The organism is Streptomyces daghestanicus (assembly GCF_020521275.1).
GTDB classification, from domain to species: domain Bacteria; phylum Actinomycetota; class Actinomycetes; order Streptomycetales; family Streptomycetaceae; genus Streptomyces; species Streptomyces griseoviridis.
Map to the genome: position 1 here is coordinate 65006 of NZ_BNDX01000018.1, position 22394 is coordinate 87399.

At 74.6% G+C, this 22394-nt stretch carries 17 protein-coding genes and 1 pseudogene; 10 read left to right on the plus strand and 8 right to left on the minus strand.

The annotated features are described in order from the left end of the window. Positions 1-2775 (minus strand): CHAT domain-containing protein, encoded by a 2775-nt coding sequence (locus Sdagh_RS32985; RefSeq protein WP_370594984.1) that lies wholly within the window; start codon positions 2773-2775, stop codon positions 1-3. Positions 2776-2922: 147 nt separating this feature from the next. Between Sdagh_RS32985 and Sdagh_RS32990 the strand changes: the two genes are divergently transcribed. Genes Sdagh_RS32990 through Sdagh_RS33000 form a run of 3 tightly spaced genes read left to right on the plus strand, consistent with a single transcriptional unit; the run spans position 2923 to position 5467 of the window. Next, entirely contained in the window at positions 2923-4353 is a 1431-nt protein-coding gene (locus tag Sdagh_RS32990; RefSeq protein WP_189416039.1) for a S8/S53 family peptidase, read from the plus strand. A 59-nt stretch (positions 4354-4412) separates the two neighbouring features. Continuing rightward, positions 4413-4988 carry an RNA polymerase sigma factor gene (locus Sdagh_RS32995; protein WP_189416043.1) on the plus strand — a complete coding sequence of 192 codons (576 nt, stop codon included), beginning with the start codon at positions 4413-4415 and terminating at the stop codon, positions 4986-4988. Further along, positions 4985-5467 carry a hypothetical protein gene (locus Sdagh_RS33000; protein WP_189416047.1) on the plus strand — a complete coding sequence of 161 codons (483 nt, stop codon included), beginning with the start codon at positions 4985-4987 and terminating at the stop codon, positions 5465-5467. The genes Sdagh_RS32995 and Sdagh_RS33000 overlap by 4 nt, the downstream gene beginning before the upstream one ends. Before the next feature lie 21 nt (positions 5468-5488). Here Sdagh_RS33000 and Sdagh_RS33005 read toward each other — a convergent pair whose 3' ends face one another. Both Sdagh_RS33005 and Sdagh_RS33010 read right to left on the minus strand, forming a co-directional pair. Further along, positions 5489-6712, minus strand: a complete 1224-nt coding sequence (locus Sdagh_RS33005; RefSeq protein WP_190009361.1) for a cytochrome P450 — start codon at positions 6710-6712, stop codon at positions 5489-5491. Between the two features lie 104 nt (positions 6713-6816). After that, a complete protein-coding gene (locus tag Sdagh_RS33010) occupies positions 6817-7614 on the minus strand; it encodes an N-formylglutamate amidohydrolase (protein ID WP_189416054.1) in 798 nt (265 codons plus the stop codon). A gap of 83 nt (positions 7615-7697) precedes the next feature. On the opposite strand from Sdagh_RS33010, the gene Sdagh_RS33015 reads away from it, so the two are divergent. After that, positions 7698-8039 carry a DUF5713 family protein gene (locus Sdagh_RS33015; RefSeq protein ID WP_189416057.1) on the plus strand — a complete coding sequence of 114 codons (342 nt, stop codon included), beginning with the start codon at positions 7698-7700 and terminating at the stop codon, positions 8037-8039. 68 nt (positions 8040-8107) lie between these two features. On the opposite strand, the gene Sdagh_RS33020 is transcribed toward Sdagh_RS33015, so the two are convergent. The 3 genes and pseudogenes from Sdagh_RS33020 to Sdagh_RS33030 form a co-directional block, all read right to left on the minus strand. Continuing rightward, on the minus strand, positions 8108-10327 hold the full coding sequence (locus Sdagh_RS33020) for an NADP-dependent isocitrate dehydrogenase (protein WP_189416061.1): 2220 nt from the start codon (positions 10325-10327) through the stop codon (positions 8108-8110). Positions 10328-10363: 36 nt separating this feature from the next. After that, complete coding sequence (locus tag Sdagh_RS33025; protein WP_189416064.1) at positions 10364-11512, minus strand: mechanosensitive ion channel family protein; 1149 nt, start codon at positions 11510-11512, stop codon at positions 10364-10366. 304 nt (positions 11513-11816) lie between these two features. After that, a pseudogene (locus Sdagh_RS33030) lies at positions 11817-12822 on the minus strand (lysylphosphatidylglycerol synthase domain-containing protein); the annotation flags it as partial. On the opposite strand from Sdagh_RS33030, the gene Sdagh_RS33035 reads away from it, so the two are divergent. Both Sdagh_RS33035 and Sdagh_RS33040 read left to right on the plus strand, forming a co-directional pair. Then, entirely contained in the window at positions 12821-14719 is a 1899-nt protein-coding gene (locus Sdagh_RS33035; protein WP_190078093.1) for an ABC transporter ATP-binding protein, read from the plus strand. The pseudogene Sdagh_RS33030 and the gene Sdagh_RS33035 sit on opposite strands and share 2 nt — an antisense overlap. Positions 14720-14847: 128 nt before the next feature. Next, complete coding sequence (locus Sdagh_RS33040; RefSeq protein WP_190078069.1) at positions 14848-16146, plus strand: glycerophosphodiester phosphodiesterase family protein; 1299 nt, start codon at positions 14848-14850, stop codon at positions 16144-16146. An 81-nt stretch (positions 16147-16227) separates the two neighbouring features. Here the strand turns inward: Sdagh_RS33040 and Sdagh_RS33045 are convergent, their stop codons facing one another. Continuing rightward, positions 16228-17136, minus strand: coding sequence for a helix-turn-helix domain-containing protein (locus Sdagh_RS33045; RefSeq protein WP_189416071.1), 909 nt, complete (start codon positions 17134-17136; stop codon positions 16228-16230). Positions 17137-17218: 82 nt separating this feature from the next. Between Sdagh_RS33045 and Sdagh_RS33050 the strand changes: the two genes are divergently transcribed. Genes Sdagh_RS33050 through Sdagh_RS33065 form a run of 4 tightly spaced genes read left to right on the plus strand, consistent with a single transcriptional unit; the run spans position 17219 to position 21061 of the window. Continuing rightward, entirely contained in the window at positions 17219-17779 is a 561-nt protein-coding gene (locus Sdagh_RS33050; RefSeq protein WP_189416076.1) for a quercetin 2,3-dioxygenase, read from the plus strand. A 14-nt stretch (positions 17780-17793) separates the two neighbouring features. Beyond that, positions 17794-18759, plus strand: a complete 966-nt coding sequence (locus tag Sdagh_RS33055) for an amidohydrolase family protein (protein WP_190078070.1) — start codon at positions 17794-17796, stop codon at positions 18757-18759. A 14-nt stretch (positions 18760-18773) separates the two neighbouring features. Next, entirely contained in the window at positions 18774-19688 is a 915-nt protein-coding gene (locus Sdagh_RS33060; protein WP_190078071.1) for an alpha/beta hydrolase, read from the plus strand. Next, on the plus strand, positions 19685-21061 hold the full coding sequence (locus Sdagh_RS33065; RefSeq protein ID WP_190078072.1) for an MFS transporter: 1377 nt from the start codon (positions 19685-19687) through the stop codon (positions 21059-21061). The genes Sdagh_RS33060 and Sdagh_RS33065 overlap by 4 nt, the downstream gene beginning before the upstream one ends. Here the strand turns inward: Sdagh_RS33065 and Sdagh_RS33070 are convergent. After that, a complete protein-coding gene (locus tag Sdagh_RS33070) occupies positions 21008-22291 on the minus strand; it encodes a cytochrome P450 family protein (protein WP_190009346.1) in 1284 nt (427 codons plus the stop codon). The genes Sdagh_RS33065 and Sdagh_RS33070 overlap by 54 nt on opposite strands. Between the last annotated feature and the right edge of the window lie 103 nt (positions 22292-22394).

Sequence of the window (22394 nt, forward strand, 5' to 3'; positions counted from 1 at the left end):
TCAGGCCGCCCCGAAGGCCGAGAACGCCCACCCCGTCGCCTGGTGCACCGCGTCGCCCGGCAGCGCCGCCCGCGCGTCCCGCAGCGCCTCCGCCAGCGACAGCCCCGCGTCCAGGCCCTTGTGCAGCGCGAGCATCAACGGCACCACCGCCGCGTCGTTGACCGGCGCGGTGCACGCCACCACCCCGGCCGTGCCCAGCGGCAGCAGCGCGGTGACCAGCCCGAGCAGCTCGTCCGCGCCCACGGAGGCGAACCGGGCGGTGTCGCAGCAGGACAGGATGATCCGGTACGGGCTGCGGTCCAGCCGCTCGAAGTCGTGCACGATGAGCGGCCCGTCCGCCATCCGCAACGACGAGAACAACGGGCTGTCCGCCCGGAACGTGCCGTGCGCCGCGATGTGCGCCAGCGCCGCGCCGTCCAGCTCCCGCAGTACCCGCGGGACGCGGGCCCCGTCCCCCTCCAGCACGACGGGCACCCCACGCCCGCCCCGCTCCACCGGCCCGCCGGCACCGTCCCCGAACCCGTGCCCGCCCGGCTCCACCGGCCCCCCGGCGGTATCCCCGAGCCCACCTTCACCCCGGTACACGCCCCTCGTCCGCCCGGCCCCGGCCCCGATCCGGTCCCGGTGCCCGGCCTCGGCGCGGAGGCCGGGCCGCCGTACCAGGGACGCGCGGCCGTCGTCGGCGTACCCCTCGGCCAGCAGGGGCACCTCCGCGCCGCCGCTGGCCAGCCCCGGACCGCGGACCAGGACGTGCCGGCCGCCCGGCGGGGGCGTCGTCGCGTGGGCGCGCAGCCAGCTCGACGCCGAAGGGGAGACGCTCAGCACCCGCTCGCGCAGCGCCGGCAGCAGCGCCCACGGCACCCGGTGCAACCGCGCCGGCGGTACGACCACCACCGGACCGGAGCCCAGCTGCGCCGCCGCCGGACCGAGCAGCAGCTCCTCCAGCCGGCGCCCGGCGGCCTCCACCAGCGGCAGCCGGGCCTCCGCGCCGGGATGGGCCAGGCGCCGCAGCCCCGCCTGGACGTGCTCGGCCTCCCGCTCCGCCTCCGCCAGCGGCCCCGCCTCGAACCGCCGCACCCGGCCCTGCCCGCACAGCAGCACCTGCACCCGCCCGTCGAGCACCGCCAGCTCCACCAGGAGGACGTCCCCGCCCAGCGCCGCCAGCAGTCGGCCGACGTCGAACCGGTCCCCGCCGCCCGGCGCCTCCCCGCGCATGTGCAGCGTCCGCGCGCGGATCTCCCGCTCCAGGCGCCGCTGTTCACGCTCCAGCGCCGCCACCGGACGGCCCTCCATCCGGGCCTCCTCGGCCCGCGCGGCGATCTCCCGGAACGCGGTCAGGTCGCTGAGCAGCACGGGGTCGGCCGGCGGCCGGGTCGGCGGCGCCGCCAGCACCGTCGCCCGCCACCGCTCGCTCCACACCAGCAGCCGGCGCGGCCCGCCCGAGGCCAGCGACGCCCGCTGCGCCAGCGCCGCCAGCTCCGCGCCCTGCTCGGTGGCGCGGGCCCGCAGTTCGGAGGCGCCGAGCGTCATCCGGTGGTCGTCCAGCACGTCCAGGCCGCGCCGGCACGCCTCCAGCACCCCGCGCGTCGACCCCGCCGCCCACGCCCGCAGCGCCTGCGCCGACCAGCCCGTCACCCGGGCCAGCGCCGGCCCGCTGTGCCGGCCCCGGGCGGCGAGCGCCAGGTGCCGTTCCGCGTCCGCCGTCCAGCCCAGGTCCAGCGCGATCCGCCCGGCCAGCAGCGACGCCTCGGGCGCGGCCGGCGCGCCGAACGACGCCAGCTTCTCCGCCACCGCCGCCGCGTCCGCGACCAGCCGCCCCGAACCCCGCCCGGCCGCCACCCGCGCCTCGATCAGCACCAGCCGGGCATGCGTCTCGTACCAGGTGCGCCGCTGCGCCGCGAACAGCCGTACCGCGACCGCCGCCCGCGCTATCGCGGTCTGCGCGTCCCCCGCCAGCCGCGCGGCGCGCGCCGCGACCAGCAGCAGCTCGGCCTTGCGCGTGGACTGCCCGCCGATGCCGTCGAGGACCCCGATCGCCTGGTCGACCTCGGCCAGTGCCTCCGGGGCCAGCCCGGCCGCCATCATCACCTCGCTGCGGCGGATGTTCAGCATGAACATCGGCGTGCCCAGCGCCGCGTACCGCTCGCTCGCCTCGTCCAGGAGCCGCAGCGCCGCCGGGATGTCCCCGGACCGGAACGCCGCCAGCCCCCGGCTCTCCACCGCGTCCGCCTTGTCGTGCTCCTGGTCCGTGGTGCCCCACAGCTCCTCCGCCGCCGCGAAGTCGGCCTCCGCCCGCTCCACCGCGCCCTGCGCCAGGTGCACCGTGGCCCGCAGCGTCAGCGCCCGCGCCGTCCAGATGACGTCACCGGCCTGCCGCAGGACGGCGATCGCCCGCCGTACGTCCTCCAGCGCCTCCCCGTGCCGGCCCAGCACCCACCACACGTACGCACGCCGGTACAGCACCCGGGCGCGGGTCAGCCCCGTCCCGCGCGCCACGCCCCGCTCGAAGGCGGCCAGGCCCTGCCGGGTGCGGCCCGTGTGGACCAGGGCCACCCCGAGCGTGGCCAGCACGTCCGCTTCCCGATCGGGTGAATTCCCCCGGGCCGCGAGATCCCGGGCCCGCCGCAGGTGCGACACCGCCAGCCGGGTGTCGCCGAAGTCCCGCTGCCAGATGCCGATCACCTGATGGGCGATCGAGGCGTGCAGCGGCGGCGGAGCGGCGTCCAGGAGCCTTTCCGCCCGCGCCAGAGCCTCGTTCGGGGCTGCGAACACCATCGGCAGCAGATCGTGAACCGAGTCGCTTCCCGCTGTCACCCCATGGATGGTAGTGGCAGCGCACCACGTCACACAGGTGCGGGTCTGTATCAATCGGCCGCCGGCGGACTCTGATTGACGAACGCCGCCTCAGGGGGAGGATCCGCCATGGCACCACAGCGATTCCGCGAGCAGTTCGACCAGATCCAGCGTTCGATGCCCGACGTCCCGCTGGCGATGGGGCCCGACGACGCCGCCGAGTTCCTCTACGAGAAGGGCGTCGTCCTCGCCCGCGACGGCGAGGAGGCGCGCGTCGTCGAGGACACCGTCCGGGAGCACTTCACCGCCCTCGCCGGGCTGGACGCCGGCCGGGTGCGCCGCGCCGGCCCCGAGACGAACCGCTCCGGCATCACCCGCATCCAGGTCGGCGACCCAGGTGAGGGCACCGGCGGCGACCCGGCCGTCGCGCACGCCCTGCGGTCGCTGCGCGCCTTCGAGGGCCGGGCGGGGCGGCGCCTGGTCAGCCGCAACCACGTCGTGTCGATCGCCGTCAACTCCTGCCCCGGCGACGAGCCGGTGCCCGTTCCCCGCACCGAGCGGCCCAACCCGGCGCCGGCCGACGCGCCGTACGACCCCGGCTCGGCGGTCGGCGTCCTCGTCGTCGACACCGGCCTCATGGCCGACCACCGCTCCTACCCGCTGCTCGCCCACACCCGGGGCGACCTCCAGGTCAAGGAGTGCGACGACGAGGGCGTGCTGTGCCAGTACGTCGGCCACGGCACCTTCATCGCCGGGCTGCTCGCGGCCGTCGCGCCCAACACCGACATCACCGTGCGCAACACGCTGAACGACGCCGGGGCGATCCTGGAGTCCGAGTTCGGCGAGAAGCTGTTCGACGCCGTGGAGGAGGGCGGCTGGCCGGACGTCATCAGCCTCTCCGCCGGCACCTCCAACGGCCGCACCGACGGCCTGCTCGGCGTGCACGCCTTCATGGAGGAACTGCGCGCCCGGGGCACCCTGCTGGTCGCCGCCGCGGGCAACAACGCGAGCGCCACCCCGTTCTGGCCCGCCGCCTACGCCGATCTGCCCGGCTGGGAGGACTCCGTCCTGTCGGTGGGCGCGCTGCGCGCCGACGGCGAGCACGGCGCCTGCTTCAGCAACCATGGCGGATGGGTGAAGGTGTACGCCCCCGGCGAGCGCCTCACCTCCGCCCTCACCGGCATCGAGACGCCCGTGCCGTACGTGTACCAGCACTCCACCTTCGACGCCTGCCGGTTCGGCTTCGGCTACGCCTGCACCTGCCAGACGCCCCGCCACACCGGCCTGCTCAGCGAGCCGGGCGACGCCCCCGCCAAGCCGGACCAGGTGATGTTCGAGGGGTACGCGCAGTGGAGCGGCACCTCGTTCGCCACACCCGTCGTGGCCGGGCTGATCGCCTCCCACATGACGGCCCATCGGCAGACCGACGCCCGCGTGGCCCGCAAGGCGCTGCTGGCGGCGAACACCGAGTACGCCGAGGTGCGCGGGGCGCACGTGCCGGCGCTGCTGCCGCCCACCTGGCGGCCGGTCCCCGTCGGCCCGCCGGACGGCGCGGCATGACGGGCGGAACGGCCCTCTCCACGGCGTACGATGGCGTGTCGTACACGAGGGGTGGGGCCGTGGACCGTAGAGATGTCGGGGCGCTCGTCCAGTCCGCCGCCGACGGAGACGCGGCGGCCTGGAAGGCGCTGGTGGAAGGGCTGGGCCCGCTGGTCTGGTCCGTGGCGCGGGCGCACCGGCTGTCCGACGCCGACGCGCACGAGGTCTACCAGACCGCCTGGTTCCGTTTCGCCCAGCACCTGGGGCGCATCCGGGAGCCGGAGAAGGCCGGTTCCTGGCTGGCGAGCACCGCGCGCAACGAGAGCCTGAAGGTGCTCAAGGCGGCACGGCGGTGGACGCCGACCGACGATCCGCAGCTGCTGGACCGGGTGAGCGAGGACCGCACGCCCGAGGAGTCGGTGCTCGACTCCGAGGAGGCCGCCGCGCAGAGCGAGCGGGTCCGGTGGCTGTGGCAGGAGTTCGAGGAACTGGGTGAGCGGTGCAGGCAGTTGCTGCGCGTGCTGATCGCGTCACCGCCGCCCAGCTATCAGGAGGTGTCGGCGGCGCTGGGTATCGCCGTCGGCAGCATCGGACCGATGCGCCAGCGCTGTCTGAGGCGCCTGCGGGCGCGACTGGAAGCCCGGGGGGCGGCATGAGCGGAACACACGACGGCGGTACGGACCGGGACGGCCCGGGCGACGGGTTCGACGATTCTCTGCTGGAGGAGGAACTGCGGCAGGCGGCCGGCATCCTGGACCCGGTGCCGGCCGAGCTGGACCGGCTCGCCGTGGAGGCGTTCGCGCTGCGGGACCTGGACGCCGGGCTCGCCGAGCTGACCTTCGACTCGCTCGTCGACGCCCTGCCGATCCGGGGGGAGACGGACCCGGCGCGGATGCTGACCTTCCGCGCCGGGGAGGTGAGCCTCGACGTGGAGGTGAGCGCGGAGGGGCTGTTCGGGCAGGTGATGCCGCCGCAGCCGGCCCGGATCGAGGTGCTGAGCGGGCTGCGCCCGGCCCGGTCGCTGACCGCCGACGAGATGGGGCGGTTCACCGGGGAGACCCCGCCGTCCGGCCCGTTCGCCCTGCGCCTGCGGGCCGGCGGCGAGGTCGTCGTCACGGAGTGGCTGCGCGCCTGAACCGTGGGCCGGTCCGGTGCCTCACCAGGCGCAGGGCAGCGTCCGCGGGCCGCGGATCATCGTCCGGTGCCGCCAGGCGACCTGGCCGGGACCGCCGGCCAGCCGCAGTCCGGGCAGCCGGTCCAGCAGGGTGCCGATGAGGAGTTCGGTCTGCATCCGGGCGAGCACGGCGCCCGTGCAGTAGTGCGGCCCGTTGCCGAACGACAGGTGGGCGCCCGCGTCCCGGCCGGGGTCGACGCGGTCCGGGTCGGGGAAGACGGCCGGGTCGCGGTTGGCGGCCAGGTAGGAGACGTAGACGGGGTCGCCCGCGCGGAGGAGGTGGCCGCCCAGCTCGACGTCCTCGCGGGCGATCCGGGCCAGGCCCACCGAGGAGCGGTGCGGGATGTAGCGCAACAGCTCCTCCAGGACCGCGCCGCGCTCCTCGGGCCGGTCCCGCATCCGGGCCATCAGTTCGGGGCGGGTGAGCAGCAGGTACAGCATCTGCCCGCTGTTGTGGGTGACGGCCTCGCCGCCGATCTGGAGCGGCCCGGCCAGGCCGACCGCCTCCTCCTCGGCGACCTCGCCGCGGGCGACGGCGGCCCCGAGCAGGGAGTAGACGTCCTCGCCCGGCGCCTGGGCGCGGGCCCGGACGGTCTCGGTGATCCAGCCGTAGAGGCTGTTCTTGGCGCGCTCGGCGCCCTCGACGCCGCCCGAGGTGGAGATGATCTCCCGGGTCCAGGAGTGCACCCGCTCCCGGTCGGCGTCGGGTACCCCCATCACCTCGCTGACGACGGCGATCGGGAACGGTTCGAGGACCCGCTCGACCAGATCGGCCGGCGGCCCGTCCCGGAGGACGCCGTCCACCAGCGCGTCCAGCATCTCCTGCGCGCGGGGGCGCAGCCGCTTCGTCGCGCCCACGGTGAACGCCCCCGCGACAGCCCGCCGCAGCCGGTTGTGATCGGGCTGGTCGGCGAAGGCGAGCGAACCGGGGCGGGGCTTGAAGTGCGGGGCCATCCGCGTCACCTGACGCTTCGTCACCTCCGCGCGGCCGAACCGCGGATCGTTGGTGATCAGCTTCACGTCCTCGTACCGGGTGGCCAGCCACGCCCAGCCCTCGCCGTGCGGCAGCCGGATGCGGGTCAGCGGCCCCTCCCGCATCAGCTCGGCGAGGACCGGGTCGAACTCCGTCCCGTCCAGGTCGAGCGCGGGCCAGTCCCGCACCGGGGGCGGGGTCCGGTCGGTGAGCGTGGTGGTCTCCTGCGTCATCCCCCCACCCTGGCGGGCCGGTACGGGTCTGTCGCGCGGGAGTGCGCCGGCCGGTGGACGCGGACGGGGAGCCGCGCCGGCCCGGCCCGCGCGGGCGGCGGCCGTCAGCCCGAGACCGCGTCGACGAGGCCGGCCAGGGCCTTCGCCAGCCGGGTGAGCCCGGCCCCCGCCGGACCGCCCGGCTCGGTCATGTACGTGTCCCGGCGGATCTCCACCATCAGCGCCCCCACCTCGGCCCGCCGCCCGTAGAACTCCAGCGGTACGTACGTCCCGCCGAACGGGCTGTCGAGCCCCGTTCCGCCGCACCCGGCAAACGCCGCCCGCGCCGCGGCGAGCAGGCCGGGCGGGGTGTGAAAGGCGTCGGTGCCCAGGCAGACCGGCGGCCGGGGGCCCGCGCCGTGCAGCTCGTAGGGCAGCCGGGCGGTGGGATAGGAGTGCACGTCGATGATCACCGCCCGTCCGGTGGCGGCGAGCCGGTCCGCGACGGCCTCGGTCATCGCCCGCGCGTACGGGCGGAAGTACCGTTCGAGCAGCGGCTCCGGGTCGGTGCCGGCGGGGCGCAGCATGTCGCCGTGCGTGGTCCGGGTGTAGACGGCGCCCATTCCGGCGGCCGTCATCTCCTCCCGCTCGTCCGGGAACCGCTCAGGGTCGGTGACCAGCCGGGAGAGCCGGTTGACGAACCGCCACGGCGGGACGGCGGCCAGGCCGGCCGCGGCCTCGGCGAGCGTGTCCGTGTGCGCGTCCGTGAGGTGGTCCAGCTCCCGCGCCAGCGCGTCGTCGTCCAGGACGAGGCCGGCGCGGACCTCGGGCGGGACGCGCCGGGCGGCGTGCGGCACGTGCAGGACGACCGGCGAGGCGTCGGCGCCGGGGAGCAGCTCGAAGGCGGGCGGGGCGTCGGTCACGGGCTGCTCCGGGGGCGTTGTCAGTGGGGTGCGGCAAGATCGGGTGTGCGGGACCGGAGGACCGGGACGACCGAGGGGGCATCATGCCGATCACCGAACAGCGGGTGGCAGCACACCCGTTCCTGAAGGGGATGTACGAGGACGGGTACTACCCGGACCACGTGGTGGACCGGGGCAGGGACGTCCTGCGCCGGCTGTGCGAGCGCATCGAGGCGGAGCGCCCCGCCGACGTCACCGCGCTGTACGCGCTGACCCACGCGGCCACCGAGGAGTTCAACGCGCTGGAGGAGGCGTTCGCCGACGCCGGCAGCGAGATCGAGACGGTCGCCCGGGAGCTGATAGCCGAGGACTTCTGGTTCGTCGCCCGGGCGTACGGCTTCCCGGACGCCGACGTCGAGGAGCTGATCGCGCCGCGCGCGTGGTGAGAGACGGGCACCCCGCCTCCGCCGCTGCGGAGACGGGGTGCCCGCGGAGCCCACCCGGGGTGACCGGATCAGGCGAGGGACGCCAGCGCCTCGTTCCAGGTCGCCGACGGGCGCATGACCTCGGCGGCCTTGGCCGGGTCGGGCTGGTAGTAGCCGCCGATGTCGGCCGGCTCGCCCTGGACGGCGTTCAGCTCCTCGACGATCTTCGCCTCGTTGGCGGAGAGCGTCTCGGCGAGCGGCGCGAAGACCTTGGCCAGGTCCGCGTCGTCGGTCTGCCCGGCCAGTTCCTGCGCCCAGTAGAGGGAGAGGTAGAAGTGGCTGCCGCGGTTGTCGATGCCGCCGACACGACGGGTCGGGGACTTGTCCTCCTCGAGGAAGGTCGCCGTCGCGCGGTCGAGGGTGTCCGCGAGGACCTTGGCCCGGGTGTTGCCCGTGGCCTCGGCGAACTGCTCCAGGGACGGCACCAGCGCGAAGAACTCACCGAGGGAGTCCCAGCGCAGGTAGTTCTCCTTGACGAGCTGCTGCACGTGCTTGGGCGCGCTGCCGCCGGCGCCGGTCTCGAACAGACCGCCGCCCGCCATCAGCGGGACCACCGACAGCATCTTGGCGCTGGTGCCCAGCTCCAGGATGGGGAAGAGGTCGGTGAGGTAGTCGCGCAGCACGTTGCCGGTGACCGAGATGGTGTTCTCGCCGCGGCGGATGCGCTCCACCGACAGCTTGGTCGCCTCGACCGGGTTGAGGATCCGGATGTCCAGGCCCTCGGTGTCGTGCTCCGGCAGGTACGCCTCGACCTTGGCGATCAGGTTGGCGTCGTGGGCGCGGGTCTCGTCCAGCCAGAAGACGGCCGGGTCGCCGGTGGCGCGGGCGCGGGTGACGGCCAGCTTCACCCAGTCGCGGATCGGGGCGTCCTTGGTCTGGCAGGCGCGGAAGATGTCACCGGCGGAGACGGTCTGCTCGATGACGGCGGTGCCGTTCTGGTCGACCAGGCGGACGGTGCCCGTGGCGGGGATCTCGAAGGTCTTGTCGTGGCTGCCGTACTCCTCGGCCTTCTGCGCCATCAGACCGACGTTCGGGACCGAGCCCATGGTGGACGGGTCGTAGGCGCCGTTGGCGCGGCAGTCGTCGATGACGGCCTGGTACACGCCGGCGTAGGAGGAGTCCGGGATGACCGCGAGGGCGTCGTGCTCCTGGCCGTCCGGGCCCCACATGTGGCCGGAGGTGCGGATCATGGCCGGCATGGAGGCGTCGATGATGACGTCGGAGGGCACGTGCAGGTTGGTGATGCCCTTGTCGGAGTCGACCATGGCCAGCTCCGGGCCCTCGGCCAGCTCCGCGTCGAAGGACGCCTTGATCTCCGCGCCCTCGGGCAGGGACTCCAGGCCCTTGTAGATGCCGCCCAGACCGTCGTTCGGGGTGAGCCCGGCCTTGGCCAGCGTCTCGCCGTACTGCGCGAAGGTCTTCGGGAAGAAGGCGCGCACCACGTGGCCGAAGATGATCGGGTCGGAGACCTTCATCATCGTGGCCTTCAGGTGCACGGAGTACAGGATGCCCTCGGCCTTGGCGCGGGCGACCTGCGCGGTGAGGAACTCGCGCAGCGCGGCGACGCGCAGCACGGAGGCGTCGACGACCTCGTCCTTCTTCACGGGCACGGACTCGCGCAGCACCGTGGTGGTGCCGTCGTCGCCGACCAGTTCGATGCGGAGGGTGCCGTCCTCGGCGATCACCACGGACTTCTCGGTGGAGCGGAAGTCGTTCTCGCCCATGGTCGCCACATTGGTCCTGGACTCGGAGGTCCAGGCGCCCATGCGGTGCGGGTGGGCCTTGGCGTAGTTCTTGACCGAGGCGGGGGCGCGGCGGTCGGAGTTGCCCTCGCGCAGCACCGGGTTGACCGCGGAGCCCTTGACCTTGTCGTAGCGGGCGCGGATGTCGCGCTCCTCGTCCGTCTTCGGGTCGTCCGGGTAGTCCGGCAGCGCGTAGCCCTGGGCCTGCAGCTCGGCGACGGCGGCCTTGAGCTGCGGGATGGACGCCGAGATGTTCGGCAGCTTGATGATGTTGGCGGCCGGCGTCTTGGCCAGCTCGCCCAGCTCGGCGAGGGCGTCCGGGATGCGCTGGTCCTCGGTGAGGTACTCCGGGAACACGGCGATGATGCGTCCGGCCAGCGAGATGTCGCGGGTCTCCACGGGGACGCCCGCCTGCGAGGCGTACGCCCGGACCACCGGCAGGAAGGAATACGTTGCCAGGGCCGGGGCCTCGTCAGTGTGCGTATAGATGATGGTCGAGTCAGTCACCGGTGCTCCGCTCCACGTCTGCAACATTGCTCGACATCAAGATATCTCGTGATCGGGCTCGTCTCGACAGGGGTCCGCCGTGGAATCCCCGCGCGTTCCGGCGCGGACCCCGGCGGGCGGCCCCGGCGGGGTCGTGCGCTGCTGCGGGAGGACCACCGCGCCCTGCTGGAGCGCGACGGTGCGGGCGGGCGAGGGGATGCGGATGCCCTCGTCGCGGTAGCGCCGGTGCAGCCGCTTGATGAACTCGTGCTTGATCCGGTACTGGTCGCTGAACTCACCGACGCCGAGGATGACCGTGAAGCCGATCCGGGAGTCGCCGAAGGTGTGGAAGCGGATCGCCGGCTCGTGCTCCGGGACGGCGCCGGTGATCTCCTTCATCACCTCGGTGACGACCTCGGCGGTCACCCGTTCGACCTGCTCCAGGTCGCTGTCGTAGGCGACGCCGACCTGGACGGTGATGGTCAGCTGCTGCTCGGGCCGCATGAAGTTGGTCATGTTGGTCTTGGCGAGCTGACCGTTGGGGATCACGACCAGGTTGTTGGAGAGGTCGCGGACGGTGGTCTGGCGCCAGTTGATGTCCTCGACATAGCCCTCCTCGCCGCTGCTGAGCCGGATGTAGTCGCCGGGCTGCACGGTCTTGGAGGCGAGGATGTGGATGCCGGCGAAGAGGTTGGCCAGGGTGTCCTGGAGGGCGAGGGCGACCGCGAGGCCGCCGACGCCGAGCGCGGTGAGCAGGGGCGCTATGGAGATGCCCAGTGTCTGCAGCACCACCAGGAAGCCGATCGCCAGGACCAGGACCCGGGTGATGTTGACGAAGATCGTCGCCGACCCGGCGACGCCGGAGCGGGACGCGGTGACGGTCCGCACCAGACCGGCGAAGACCCGGGCCGCCGAGACGGTCACCACGAAGATCAGCAGGACCGTCAGCACCTGGTTCACGGTGTGCTGGAGCGCGCCCCTCAGGGGCAGCGCCGCCGCGGCGCCCGCGACGCCGCCCGAGACCGCCACCCACGGTGCCACCGTGCGCAGCGCGGCCACGATCACGTCGTCGCCGCTCCAGCGGGTGCGGTCGGCGTGCCCGGCCAGCCAGCGCAGCACCGCGCGCAGCAGGAAGGCGCCCAGCAGCCCGGCGGCGAGGGCGATGCCCGCGATGACCAGGTCGTCCACGGTGAGGTCACGGGTCACCGGTCGCCTCCGGGGGCGGAAGCGGCGGCGAGGAAGCTCGCCGACGGCGGGAGGGGGAGTCGCGTCACGTCGTCACCTGCTCGTTTCCTGATGTGCGGTCGCGCCGCTCCAGTACGGCAGTTCGAACGGCGCGAGCGTTCATCCTGCCGTATCCGCGACGGTGGACCGTACCGGGACAGGGGGACATGGCGGTGCTTCGGCCGTCTTCCGGCCGGTTCCGGCCGCCCTCGCCCGCTTCCACCGCTGCTCGGTGGCGCGGTGGGTGACGCGGCCGGGATGACGCGCGGGTCGCCTCCCGGCGCCAGATCACCTTCAGCCGGACCAGCGCCCCAGGGTCAGCGCCCCCGGCAGCAGCGGCAGCCAGACCGTGATGATCCGGTACGCCAGTACCACCGCCGTCGCCACGGCCGCCGGGCCGCCGCCACCGGCGCCACGACCAGCGCCGCCTCGACCGAGCCGATGCCGCCCGGCGTGGGCACCAGCGCGACCGCCACGGTCGCCGCCGGACAGGCCGGCGCCATGTGGGTGGCCGGCACCGGCAGCCCCCAGCGCCCGTCCGACCAGCACCAGCGCCGTCGCCCGGAGCGCGGGGAACGCCGGGGAACCGCCCCAGAGCGCCAGCGCCAGCGCCCGTCCGACCAGCACCAGCGCCGTCGCCCGGAGCGCGGGGAACGCCGGGGAACCGCCCCAGAGCGCCAGCGCCAGCGCCGGAGGGCTGTGCACGGAGCGGGCCTCGCCGAGCGCCGTCCGCAGGAAACCGGGCACCGCCCGGCAGGCCAGCGCCAGCACCACCACGGCACCCACCAGTACCGCCACGCCCCTCAGTGGGAGCGGACCGAGGAACCCCTCGGGCAGCAGCGCCCCGAGCCGCAGCGCGCCGGGAAGGGCCAGCAGGAGCGCGCCCAGCAGGACCACCCGGCCCACGCTCTCCGCCAGCAGATACAGCGCCGGCGCGGCCGAGGAACGGGCCGGCGGCACCCCGCACACCGTGAGAAACCGCAGGTCGACCGCGCCCGCGCCCAGTCCCGAGGGCAGCAGGTGGTTGGCCGCGCCCGCCGCGAACCGGGTGGCGGGCAGCCGCCGTCCGGGCAGCCGCTCCACCACCGCGCCCTGCCGGGTGCAGGCGGCGGCCATCCAGGTCAGGCAGGTCGCGCCGGCAGCCACGGCCGGCGGCCGGTGGCCAGGTGCGCGAACCCCTCGGCGAGCACCGACCGGTGCCGGACGGCGGGTGGACAGCGGCTCGCCCGGACGCGCACCGGACGCCTTGACCTCAAGATTGGTGGAGGTTCTAGCTTCTCCGGCATGAGCATGGAGACCACCGCCTGGGCACAGCTGCACGGCATCCTCAACGCCGAGCGGGACCGCCGCCCCTTCGCCCGCGCCACGCTGCGCCGCATCGCCGCCTTCGCCCGTCCGCACCGCCGCCGCATCGCGGTGTTCGTGCTGCTCGGGGTGGGGAGCGCGCTGCTCGCGGTCGCCACGCCCGTGCTGGCCGGACGCGTCGTCGACGCGATCGTCACCGGCGGCGGCGACGGGCGTGCCGACGAGCACACCGTCGTACGGCTCGCCCTGCTGATCGCCGTGATCGCCGTCGCCGAGGCCGCGCTCGGCATCCTCTCCCGGAGGCTGTCGGCGCGGCTCGGTGAGGGACTCATCCTGGATCTGCGGACGGCCGTCTTCGATCATGTCCAGCGCATGCCGGTCGCGTTCTTCACCCGGACCCGTACGGGAGCGCTGGTCTCCCGTCTCAACAACGACGTCATCGGCGCGCAGCGGGCTTTCAGCAACACCCTCTCCGGCGTCGTCAGCAACCTGGTGACGTTGGTGCTCACCGTCGCCGTCATGCTCACCCTCTCCTGGCAGATCACCCTCCTCGCGCTGGTGCTGCTGCCCGTCTTCGTGGTCCCGGCCCGCCGCATGGGCGGCCGGATGGCCCGGATGCAACGGGAGGCCGCCGCCCTCAACGCGGCGATGGGCACCCGCATGACCGAGCGGTTCTCCGCGCCCGGTGCCACCCTGGTCAAGCTGTTCGGTCGGCCCGAGGAGGAGTCGGCGCAGTTCGCCGAGCGGGCCCGCCGGGTCTCGGACATCGGGGTGCGCACCGCCACCGCGCAGGCCGCGTTCCTCACCGCGCTCACCTTGGTCTCCGCGCTGGCCCTCGCCCTGGTCTACGGTCTCGGCGGCTGGTTCGCGCTGCGCGGCGCCCTCGAACCGGGTGCCGTCGTGGCCCTCGCCCTGCTGCTGACCCGCATGTACGCGCCGCTCACCGCGCTGGCCGGGGCCCGGGTGGAGGTGATGAGCGCGCTGGTCAGCTTCGAGCGGGTCTTCGAGGTGCTCGACCTCGAACCGCTCATCGCCGAGCGGCCGGACGCCCGCCGCGTCCCCGACGGCCCCGTCGCCGTGGAGTTCGACGACGTCCGCTTCGGCTATCCCTCGGCCGACAAGGTCTCCCTCGCCTCCCTGGAGGAGGTCGCCGCCCTGGACACGCGGGGCGGCGCCGAGGTGCTGCACGGCATCTCCTTCCGCGCCGAGCCCGGACAGACCGTCGCCCTCGTCGGGTCCTCCGGCGCCGGCAAGTCCACCGTCGCCCAGTTGCTGCCGCGGCTGTACGACGCCGACGCGGGCACCGTGCGCGTCGGCGGCGTGGACGTCCGCGAGCTGACCGCCGCGTCGCTGCGCGCCACCGTCGGCATGGTCACCCAGGACGGCCACCTCTTCCACGACACGGTCCGGGCCAACCTGCTGCTCGCCGCGCCCGGCGCCACCGACTCCGACCTGTGGGACGCGCTCGCCCGTGCCCGCCTCGACGGTCTCGTACGGTCCCTACCGGACGGCCTGGACACGGTGGTCGGCGAGCGCGGCTACCGGCTCTCCGGCGGGGAGCGCCAGCGCATGACCATCGCCCGGCTGCTGCTGGCCCGGCAGCGCGTCGTCGTCCTGGACGAGGCCACCGCCCACCTCGACAACACCTCGGAGGCGGCCGTGCAGGAGGCGCTCACCGAGGCACTGGCGGACCGGACCGCCCTGGTCATCGCCCACCGCCTGTCCACGGTCCGCACCGCCGACCAGATCCTGGTGATCGAGGCCGGCCGGGTCGTGGAGCGCGGCACCCACGAGGCGCTCCTCGCCGCGGGCGGCCGGTACGCGGAGCTGTACCGCACCCAGTTCGCCGGGCGGCCGGACGCGCCCGCGGGCGCGGTGGCGTGAGCCGGGGGCAGGATGTGTCATCCGGCGTTCACTCCCCGTATCCGGACGCCACCTAGCGTGCGCATGCCACACACGGCCGCCGCACGCGTCCGGGCCCACGGGGCCGGGCCGCCGGACACGGAGGAACCATGCGCGTACGCCCGCACCCCGCCCTGCTGCCGGCGGTGGCCGCCTTGTCGGCCGCCGTCCTGGTCGCCGGGACCACCGGCACCGCGCCCGGCACCGCCGCACCCCTCCGGGGCACCGCCGCCGTGGGCCGCGCAGCGGGCCTCGGCGGCGACCACCGTGACGTCCCGGTGGTCGCCCACCGGGGGGCGCCCCGCGACGCGCCCGAGGAGACTTTCGCCTCCTACCGGACGGCGCTCGCCCAGGGCGCGGACGTCCTGGAGGGCGACGTCCAGCTGACCGCCGACGGTGAGCCGGTACTGCTGCACGACGACACGCCGGCGCGCACCACGGACGTGGCGGAGGTGTTCCCCGACCGGGCGGACGCGCGGGTCGGCGCGTTCACCCTCGCCGAGATCGGACGGCTCGACGCCGGCTCCTGGCACCGGGAGGACTTCGCCGGCGCGCGCGTCCCGACCGTCGAGGAGCTGCTCCGGCTGAACCGCGGCCGGGCCGGCCTCACCCTGGAACTGAAGTCCCCGGCGCACAGCCCCGGCGTCGCCGGGAAGCTCGCCGCGCTGCTCGGCCGGTACGGCTACGACGACGCCGCCCGCACCCGCTCCGGCGCCTGGAAGATCATGGTCCATTCGCGGGACGAGGACGCCCTGCGGGAGTTCGCCTCCGTCCTCCCCGAGGTCCCGCTGGTGTACCTGACCGGCGGCGCGATGCTGCCCGACGCGGAGCTGCGGGACCTCGCGGCCTGGACCGAGGGTGTCTTCGCCGATCCCCGGCTGACCACCGCGTCCGACGTGCGGCGCGCGCACGACGCCGGGCTGGTCGTCTACAACGACCCGGTGGACAGCCCCGAGCAACTCGACATGGCCCTCGACCAGGGGTACGACCACCTCGTCAGCAACCTCACCGGCACCGCCGTCCGGGTGCGGGACGGGCGTGGTCCCGCGCCGCGGGAGCCGGGGGTGGTCGTCGACCATGTCATCGAGAACCCCGCGGGTGACGACGTGCAGCCCGAGCACGGGGAGCATGTCACGCTGCGCAACACCACGGGGCGTCCGATCGATGTCGGTGGTCACTATCTGCGTGACGGCGCGGGGAACCTCCGGTTGTTCATCGGTGAGGGTTATGTCATCCAGCCGGGGAGCCTTCTGGACGTCTATGTCGGCGGGGGTACGGATTCGCCCACGGCGTACTACAACGGGTACGGCAGCGGAATGCTGAACAACACCGGTGGTGACACGGTCGTGTACTACGACGAGCGGCACCGGATCGCGGACGTGTACTCCTATATCGCGCCGTCGGGCTGATGGTGGTGGGCGGGTGCGGGTGCGTCGTGGCTGGTCGCGCGGTTTCCCGCGCCCCTGGGGGCGTCGCCGCTGAGGGAGGTGTCAGGGCTTGGTCAGGGTTCGGAAATCCGTCGGAGTCATGCCGGTGTGCTGGCGGAAGAACGCGCTGAACGCGGTGGGGTACGCGAAGCCGATGCGCTCGCCGACCGCGGCCGGGGGCAGCGCCGTGTGGATCAGCAGCCGTTTCGCCTCCAGCAGCACCCGGTCGTCGATGTACCGCTTGGCCCCGACCCCGAGAGCCGCCCGGGTCGCACGGGTGAGGGTGCGCGCGCTGTACCCCAGCCGCGCGGCGTAGTCCTCCACCCGGTGGGTCCGCCCGAAGTCCTCCTCCACGGCCCGCCGGAACCGCTCGAACGGCTCCCCGCCGCCGGCCCGGCCGCGGCGGCGCGGGTCGGCCAGGTGGACCAGCCGCACCAGGATCACCGCGAGCAGGTCGCGCAGCGTCTCGACGTACGCCTCCAGCGACAGGTCGCCGAGCCCCGCGTGCTCCTCGACCAGCGCGTCCAGCAGGCGCAGCAGCGCCGCCTGCCGCGCCGGGTCCGGGGTGATCAGACGGTACGGGGCATGCTCCCAGGCCCGGATCAGCGCGTCCGTCGCGGCGCTCGGGAAACCGGTCGGGAAGACCAGCACGGTCGCGTCGGCGCCGTCCCCGCCGCCGTCCGGGAACTGGAGCACCTGCCCCGGCCACACCCACAGCCAGTCGCCCGCGCCCAGCGTGTACGCGGTGAAGTCCACCGCGCACTCCAGCCGCCCGCCGCGCACCGCGACGACCAGGTGGAAGGCCGGCCGCACCGGCGCGGTGAGCGGGCGCTGCCGCTGCCGCGCGCGGGCCGCGAGGCCCGGCAGATCGAGCACCTCCAGACCCGGCGGCCGGCCCGGCGTCGGGCTGTAGGACACCGCCGGAACGCCGCCCGCCGGACCACCGGCCGCGAACTGTCCGTTTTTCTTCATCGCGTGCCCGAGTGTATGCGGACCCCTTCCCCGGACCGGTCCTACGTTGGCCGGAGTCGTACGAGCCGCAGGAAGGACCACGATGACCATCGAGTTCGCCACCCGCTACCGGCAGCGCTCCCACATCCCGCCGGAGCCGGGCAAGCCGTACTTCATAGAGAAGGGCATGGGCGACCGCGCCCACCTCTTCACCGACATGTTCACGATCTACGCCGGCGGCGAGCAGACCGAGAACACCTTCAACTTCTTCACCTGCGAGGGACCCAAGGGCGACATCATCCCCGCCCACTCCCACCCGGACACCTACGAGGTCTTCTACATCACCGACGGCGCGGTGCGGCTGTTCGTGGAGGACACCGAGGGCGAGCAGTACGAGAAGCTGCTGACCGTCGGCGACTTCGGCTTCGTGCCGAAGAACTGCCCGCACGCCTACCGCATCGAGCGCCACCACAGCCGCATCGTCGGCGTGGCGGCCGGACCGGGCGGCACCTTCGAGCGGTTCTTCGAGAACCTCGGCACCCCCACCGACGAACTCTCCCCGCCGCAGCGGCCGTTCGTTCCCGATCCGCGGAAGTTCGGCACCGTGCCGCAGCGGTACGACGTGACGTTCCTGCCCGACCACCAGTGGCGTACCGGGAACTGAGGGGGAGCCGCGACATGACCAGCCGCAGCCCCGGCTACCTCGACGTCCACGCCCACTTCGTCACCGACTCCTACGTCCGGCAGGCCCGCGCGGCCGGGCACGAGCACCCCGACGGCGTCCCCGCCTGGCCCGCCTGGTCGGCGGCGGCCCACCTGGAGCTGATGGACCGCTGCGGCATCGAGACCTCGATGCTGTCGGTCTCGTCGCCCGGCATCCACTTCGGCGACGACACCGCCGCCCGCCGCCTGGCCCGCGAGGTCAACGAGGACGGCGCCACCGCCGTCCGGGAACACCCCGGCCGCTTCGGCCTGTTCGCCTCCCTGCCGCTGCCCGACGTCGACGGCGCCCTCGCGGAGACCGCGTACGCCTTCGACACCCTCGGCGCCGACGGCGTGGTCCTGGAGACCAACACCCACGGCACCTACCTCGGCAACCTGGACCTGGAGCCGGTCTGGGCCGAACTGGACCGGCGCGGCGCCGTCGTCTTCCTGCACCCCACCTCCCCGGTGTGCTGGGAGCGGTCCGCGCTCGGCCGGCCCCGCCCGATGGTCGAGTTCGTCTTCGACACCGCCCGTACCGTCACCGACCTGCTGATGGCCGGCACCCTCGACCGGTACCGGAACCTCACCGTGATCGTCCCGCACTGCGGCGGCGCCCTGCCGGTCCTCGCCGACCGCATCGACGGCTTCATGAAGATGTTCATGCCCGCCGGCACCGAGGCCCCCGGCGCCGTCGAACAGCTCCGCCGCCTCTACTACGACCTCGCCGGCCCCGCCCTGCCCCGCCAGCTCCCCGCCCTGCTCGGCCTGGTCGGCGCCGACCGGCTGCTGTACGGCAGCGACCACTGCTGGACACCGGCCGCCGGGGTCGAGGCGCACATCGCCGGCCTGGACGCCGCCCCCGCGCCCGACGGCGCCCCCGACTGGCGGACCCTCACCACCGCCAACGCCCACCGCGTCCTGCCCCGTACCGCCCGCTGACGTAAGGCCGCCCCGTGCCCTTCCCCTTCCACCTGCTCGCCCCGCCCGACCCGGCGGCCCTGCCCCTGCCCCACCCGGCCTGCCCGGCCGACGGGGTGACGCTGCTGCGCGGCGCGGTGTACGCCGTCCCCGACGGCGGGCGTCCGCTCACCACCGACCTCTGGCTGCCCGAGGACGCCGCCGGACCCGTGCCGGTCGTCGTCTTCGTGCACGGCGGTGCCTGGCACACCGGCCTGCGCGACGACCCCGGCCCCCGCTTCCGTGCCTGGCGGCCCGGCCCCTTCGCCCGGCTCGCGCGGGCCGGGTTCGCCGTCGTCTGCCCCGACTACCGGCTCAGCGGCGAGGCACCCCACCCCGCCCAGCGCGACGACCTGGCCGCCGTACTGGCCTGGCTGCGCACCCGCGCCGGCGATCTCGGCCTCGACCCCTCACGCACCGTTCTGTGGGGCGAGTCGGCCGGCGGACACCTCGCCGCGCTGACCGCCCTCACCCAGCCGCCGGGCACCGTCGTCGGCTGCGTCACCTGGTACGCCCCCACCGACCTGCCCGGCCTCGCCGAGGACCGCCCCGAGGGCACGTACGACGCCCACGACCCGGCCTCCTTCGAGGCGCTGCTGCTCGGCGGCGCCCCGGCCGGCCGGCCGGACACCGCCCGGGACGCCAGCCCGGTCACCCACGTCGGCACCGGCGCGCCGCCCTTCCTCCTCCTGCACGGCACCGACGACAGCCTGGTCCCGCCCCGGCAGTCCGTCCGTCTCGCCGAGGCGCTGCGCGCCGCCGGTCACCACCCCGACCTTTGCCTCGTCGGCGGCGCCGACCACCTGTGGGTCGGGCTGTCCGACGCCGACGCGGCGGACTGCTTCGCCCGTACCCTCGCCTTCGCCCGCCGCTGCGCGGGGACCGGCGGGGCGGCGGGGAGCGGCACATGACCGGCGGCGCCACCGAGGCCACCGGGTCCGCCGCCCGCGAGGCAGTGGCCCCCCGGCGCCGCTCACCCCACCTGGTGCTCGCCTGCGCCAGCCTCGGCACCCTGCTGGTGATCCTGCTGACCTCGGGCCTCAACATCGCCTCGCCCGAGATCCGCTCCTCCTTCGACGCGAGCGGCACCGCGATCGGCTGGGTGCTCTCCGGATACACCCTGGCCTTCGCGATGCTGTCGCTGACCGGCGGGGCGCTGACCGACCGGTTCGGCGCCCGCCGGGTCTTCCTCGCGGGCCTCGGCGTCTTCACCCTGTTCAGCCTGGTCGCCGCCGCGGCGCCCTCCGTGGGCCTGGTCGTCGCCGGCACCTTCGGCGAGGGTGTCGGGGCGGCCCTCGTCCTGCCGTCCGCGCTGGCGCTGATCCAGTCCGTGTACCAGGACCTCCCCGGCCGGCTCTCCTGGGCGATCGGCATCTGGGCCGGCGCCAACGCGCTGGGCGCGGCCCTCGGTCCGGTGCTGTGCGGCGCGCTGGTGTCGGTCGCGTCCTGGCGGGCCATGTTCCTGGCCGTCGCCGTCCTCGCCGTCGTCTTCGCGCTGGTGGGACGGCCCGTCCTGCCGCGGCTGCGGGGCGGCGGGGCCCGGCTGGACCTGCCCGGCCTGCTGGTCATGGTGGTGCTCCTCGGCGACGTGGCCTTCCTCGCGCACGACTGGCGCTCGCTGCCCCGGCCGGTGCTGGCCGCCGGGGTGCTCCTCGGCTGCGCGGCGGTGTGGCTGTTCGCCCGGGTGGAGCGGCGCTCGTCCGCGCCGATGCTGCCGCTGAGCCAGCTGCGGGACCTGCCGTTCAGCGCCAACGCCGTCGTCACGGTGGTCGGCACCGCCGCCTTCTTCGGCACCCTGTACCTGACCAGCATGGGCTTCCAGGACGAACTGGGCATGGCGCCGTTCGTGGCCGGGGTGGCGCTGCTGCCGCTGGCCGGCGGCAACATCGTCGCGGCGCTCGCGGCCGGCCGGGTCATCGGCCGCCTCGGCGTCCGGGGCACGATGGTCCTCGGCTCGGTCCTGCTGATCGCCGCCCTGGCCGTCATCCCGCTGGTCTTCGGCCACTACGCCGCGCTGGTCGCCCCGCTCGTCCTGATGGGCGCCGGCTGGGGCCTGCTGGTGCCCACCACCTCCGCCGCCGGACTGGCCCGCGCCCGGCGCGGCAAGGAGGGCGTCGCCTCCGGCGTCACCGCGGGCGGCCGGGAACTCGGCGCCGCGCTCGCCGCCGCGGTCCTGCTGCCGCTCGGCGTCCGGGCGGGCGTGTGGAGCGCGGCGGCGGTCGGCGCCGTCTCACTGGCCGTGGTGCTCCTCGGCGTCCGCCTGAGCGACCGCCCCGGCGCCTGACCCGGCGGCCCGCCGCAGCCGCACGGGCAGCGACCGGTGCCCGTTGCTGATCAGCGAGGGGAGCGGGACCAACTCCTCGGCCGGCACGGCGAGTTCCAGGTCGGGGAAGCGCGTGAACAGGTCCCGCAGCACGGTGACCAGCTCCAGGCGGGCCAGCGGCGCGCCGAGGCAGAAGTGCACCCCGTACCCGAAGGCCAGGTGCTCCTTGTCCGGCCGGGTCACGTCGAAGCGGCCCGCAGTCGGCCCGTGCCAGTCCGGGTGGCCGCCCGCCGTGCCGTACGAGGCGAGGATCGCCTCGCCCCGCGCGATCACCTGGCCGTCGGGCAGCGGGATGTCGGCGAGGGCGAACCGCAACGGCAGGTGCTTGACCGCGGGTTCGCAGCGCAGGGTCTCCTCGACGACGTCCTCCCAGCCGGCCCGCCCGGACCGCACCAGGCCGAGCTGCCCGGGGTCGGACAGCAGGGCGGTGACGGCCTGGTCGATGACGTTGACGGTGGTCTCGTACCCGGCGCTGATCATCAGCACCAGCGTGCCCAGCAGTTCGTCGCCGGTGAAGCCGCCGCCGTCGCCCTCCTCGTCCCGGGCGGCGATGAGCAGGGAGATCGTGTCGTCGCCCGGCGCGGCCCGCTTGGCCGCGATCAGCCGCTCCAGGGCCTCCCACAGCGCGGCGGTGTTGGCGGCGGCCTCCTCGGCGGTGAGCGTGGTGGCGAAGACCCCGTCGACCAGCGCCCGGAACCCCTCCCGCTGGTCCTCGGGGACGCCCAGGAGCCGGCCGATCACCGCGATCGGCAGCGGATAGGCGAGTTCCTCGCGCAGGTCCACCACCTCCCCGGCGGGCCGCGCGGACAGCCCGTCCAGCAGGTCGGCGACGATTCCCTCCACGGCCGGGCGCAGTTCCCGGACCCGGCGGGCGGCGAAGGCCGGCGCGACCATCCGGCGCAGCCTGCGGTGATCGGCGCCGTACGCGGTGAACATGTTGTTCACCCCGATCCACAGGGCCAGCGGCCAGGTCGCGACGGTCTCGGCGTAGTCGGGCCAGTGGGCCCGGCCGTCCTTGGAGACCTGCGGGCTGGTCAGCAGCCGTTTGAGCAGCCGGGGGTCGCTGACGGACCAGGCGGTCACCCCGAGGACGTCCACCCGGGTGGCCGGGCCGCGGGCGCGCAGCGCCCGGTCCTCGGCGTGCCGGTCGGAGCCGGTGGGGTCCAGGACATACGTGCGCTGCTCGGGCACGCGGCGCTCCCTTCGACGGGCGCTGACGGGCCGGCCCCGCCGGGCCGCCGTATGGGCCGTACCGGACCACACCGAATGTCATAGTCCATCCGCCGCCCGGCAC

Bases quoted from the DNA above. Each gene is read 5' to 3' on its own strand.
- Sdagh_RS33035 (WP_190078093.1), top strand. From the start codon at position 12,821: ATGGAGACCACCGCCTGGGCACAGCTGCACGGCATCCTCAACGCCGAG.
- Sdagh_RS33040 (WP_190078069.1), top strand. From the start codon at position 14,848: ATGCGCGTACGCCCGCACCCCGCCCTGCTGCCGGCGGTGGCCGCCTTG.
- Sdagh_RS33000 (WP_189416047.1), top strand. From the start codon at position 4,985: ATGAGCGGAACACACGACGGCGGTACGGACCGGGACGGCCCGGGCGAC.
- Sdagh_RS32985 (WP_370594984.1), bottom strand. From the start codon at position 2,775: ATGGTGTTCGCAGCCCCGAACGAGGCTCTGGCGCGGGCGGAAAGGCTC.
- Sdagh_RS33055 (WP_190078070.1), top strand. From the start codon at position 17,794: ATGACCAGCCGCAGCCCCGGCTACCTCGACGTCCACGCCCACTTCGTC.
- Sdagh_RS33045 (WP_189416071.1), bottom strand. From the start codon at position 17,136: ATGAAGAAAAACGGACAGTTCGCGGCCGGTGGTCCGGCGGGCGGCGTT.
- Sdagh_RS33065 (WP_190078072.1), top strand. From the start codon at position 19,685: ATGACCGGCGGCGCCACCGAGGCCACCGGGTCCGCCGCCCGCGAGGCA.
- Sdagh_RS33015 (WP_189416057.1), top strand. From the start codon at position 7,698: ATGCCGATCACCGAACAGCGGGTGGCAGCACACCCGTTCCTGAAGGGG.
- Sdagh_RS33005 (WP_190009361.1), bottom strand. From the start codon at position 6,712: ATGACGCAGGAGACCACCACGCTCACCGACCGGACCCCGCCCCCGGTG.
- Sdagh_RS32990 (WP_189416039.1), top strand. From the start codon at position 2,923: ATGGCACCACAGCGATTCCGCGAGCAGTTCGACCAGATCCAGCGTTCG.
- Sdagh_RS33050 (WP_189416076.1), top strand. From the start codon at position 17,219: ATGACCATCGAGTTCGCCACCCGCTACCGGCAGCGCTCCCACATCCCG.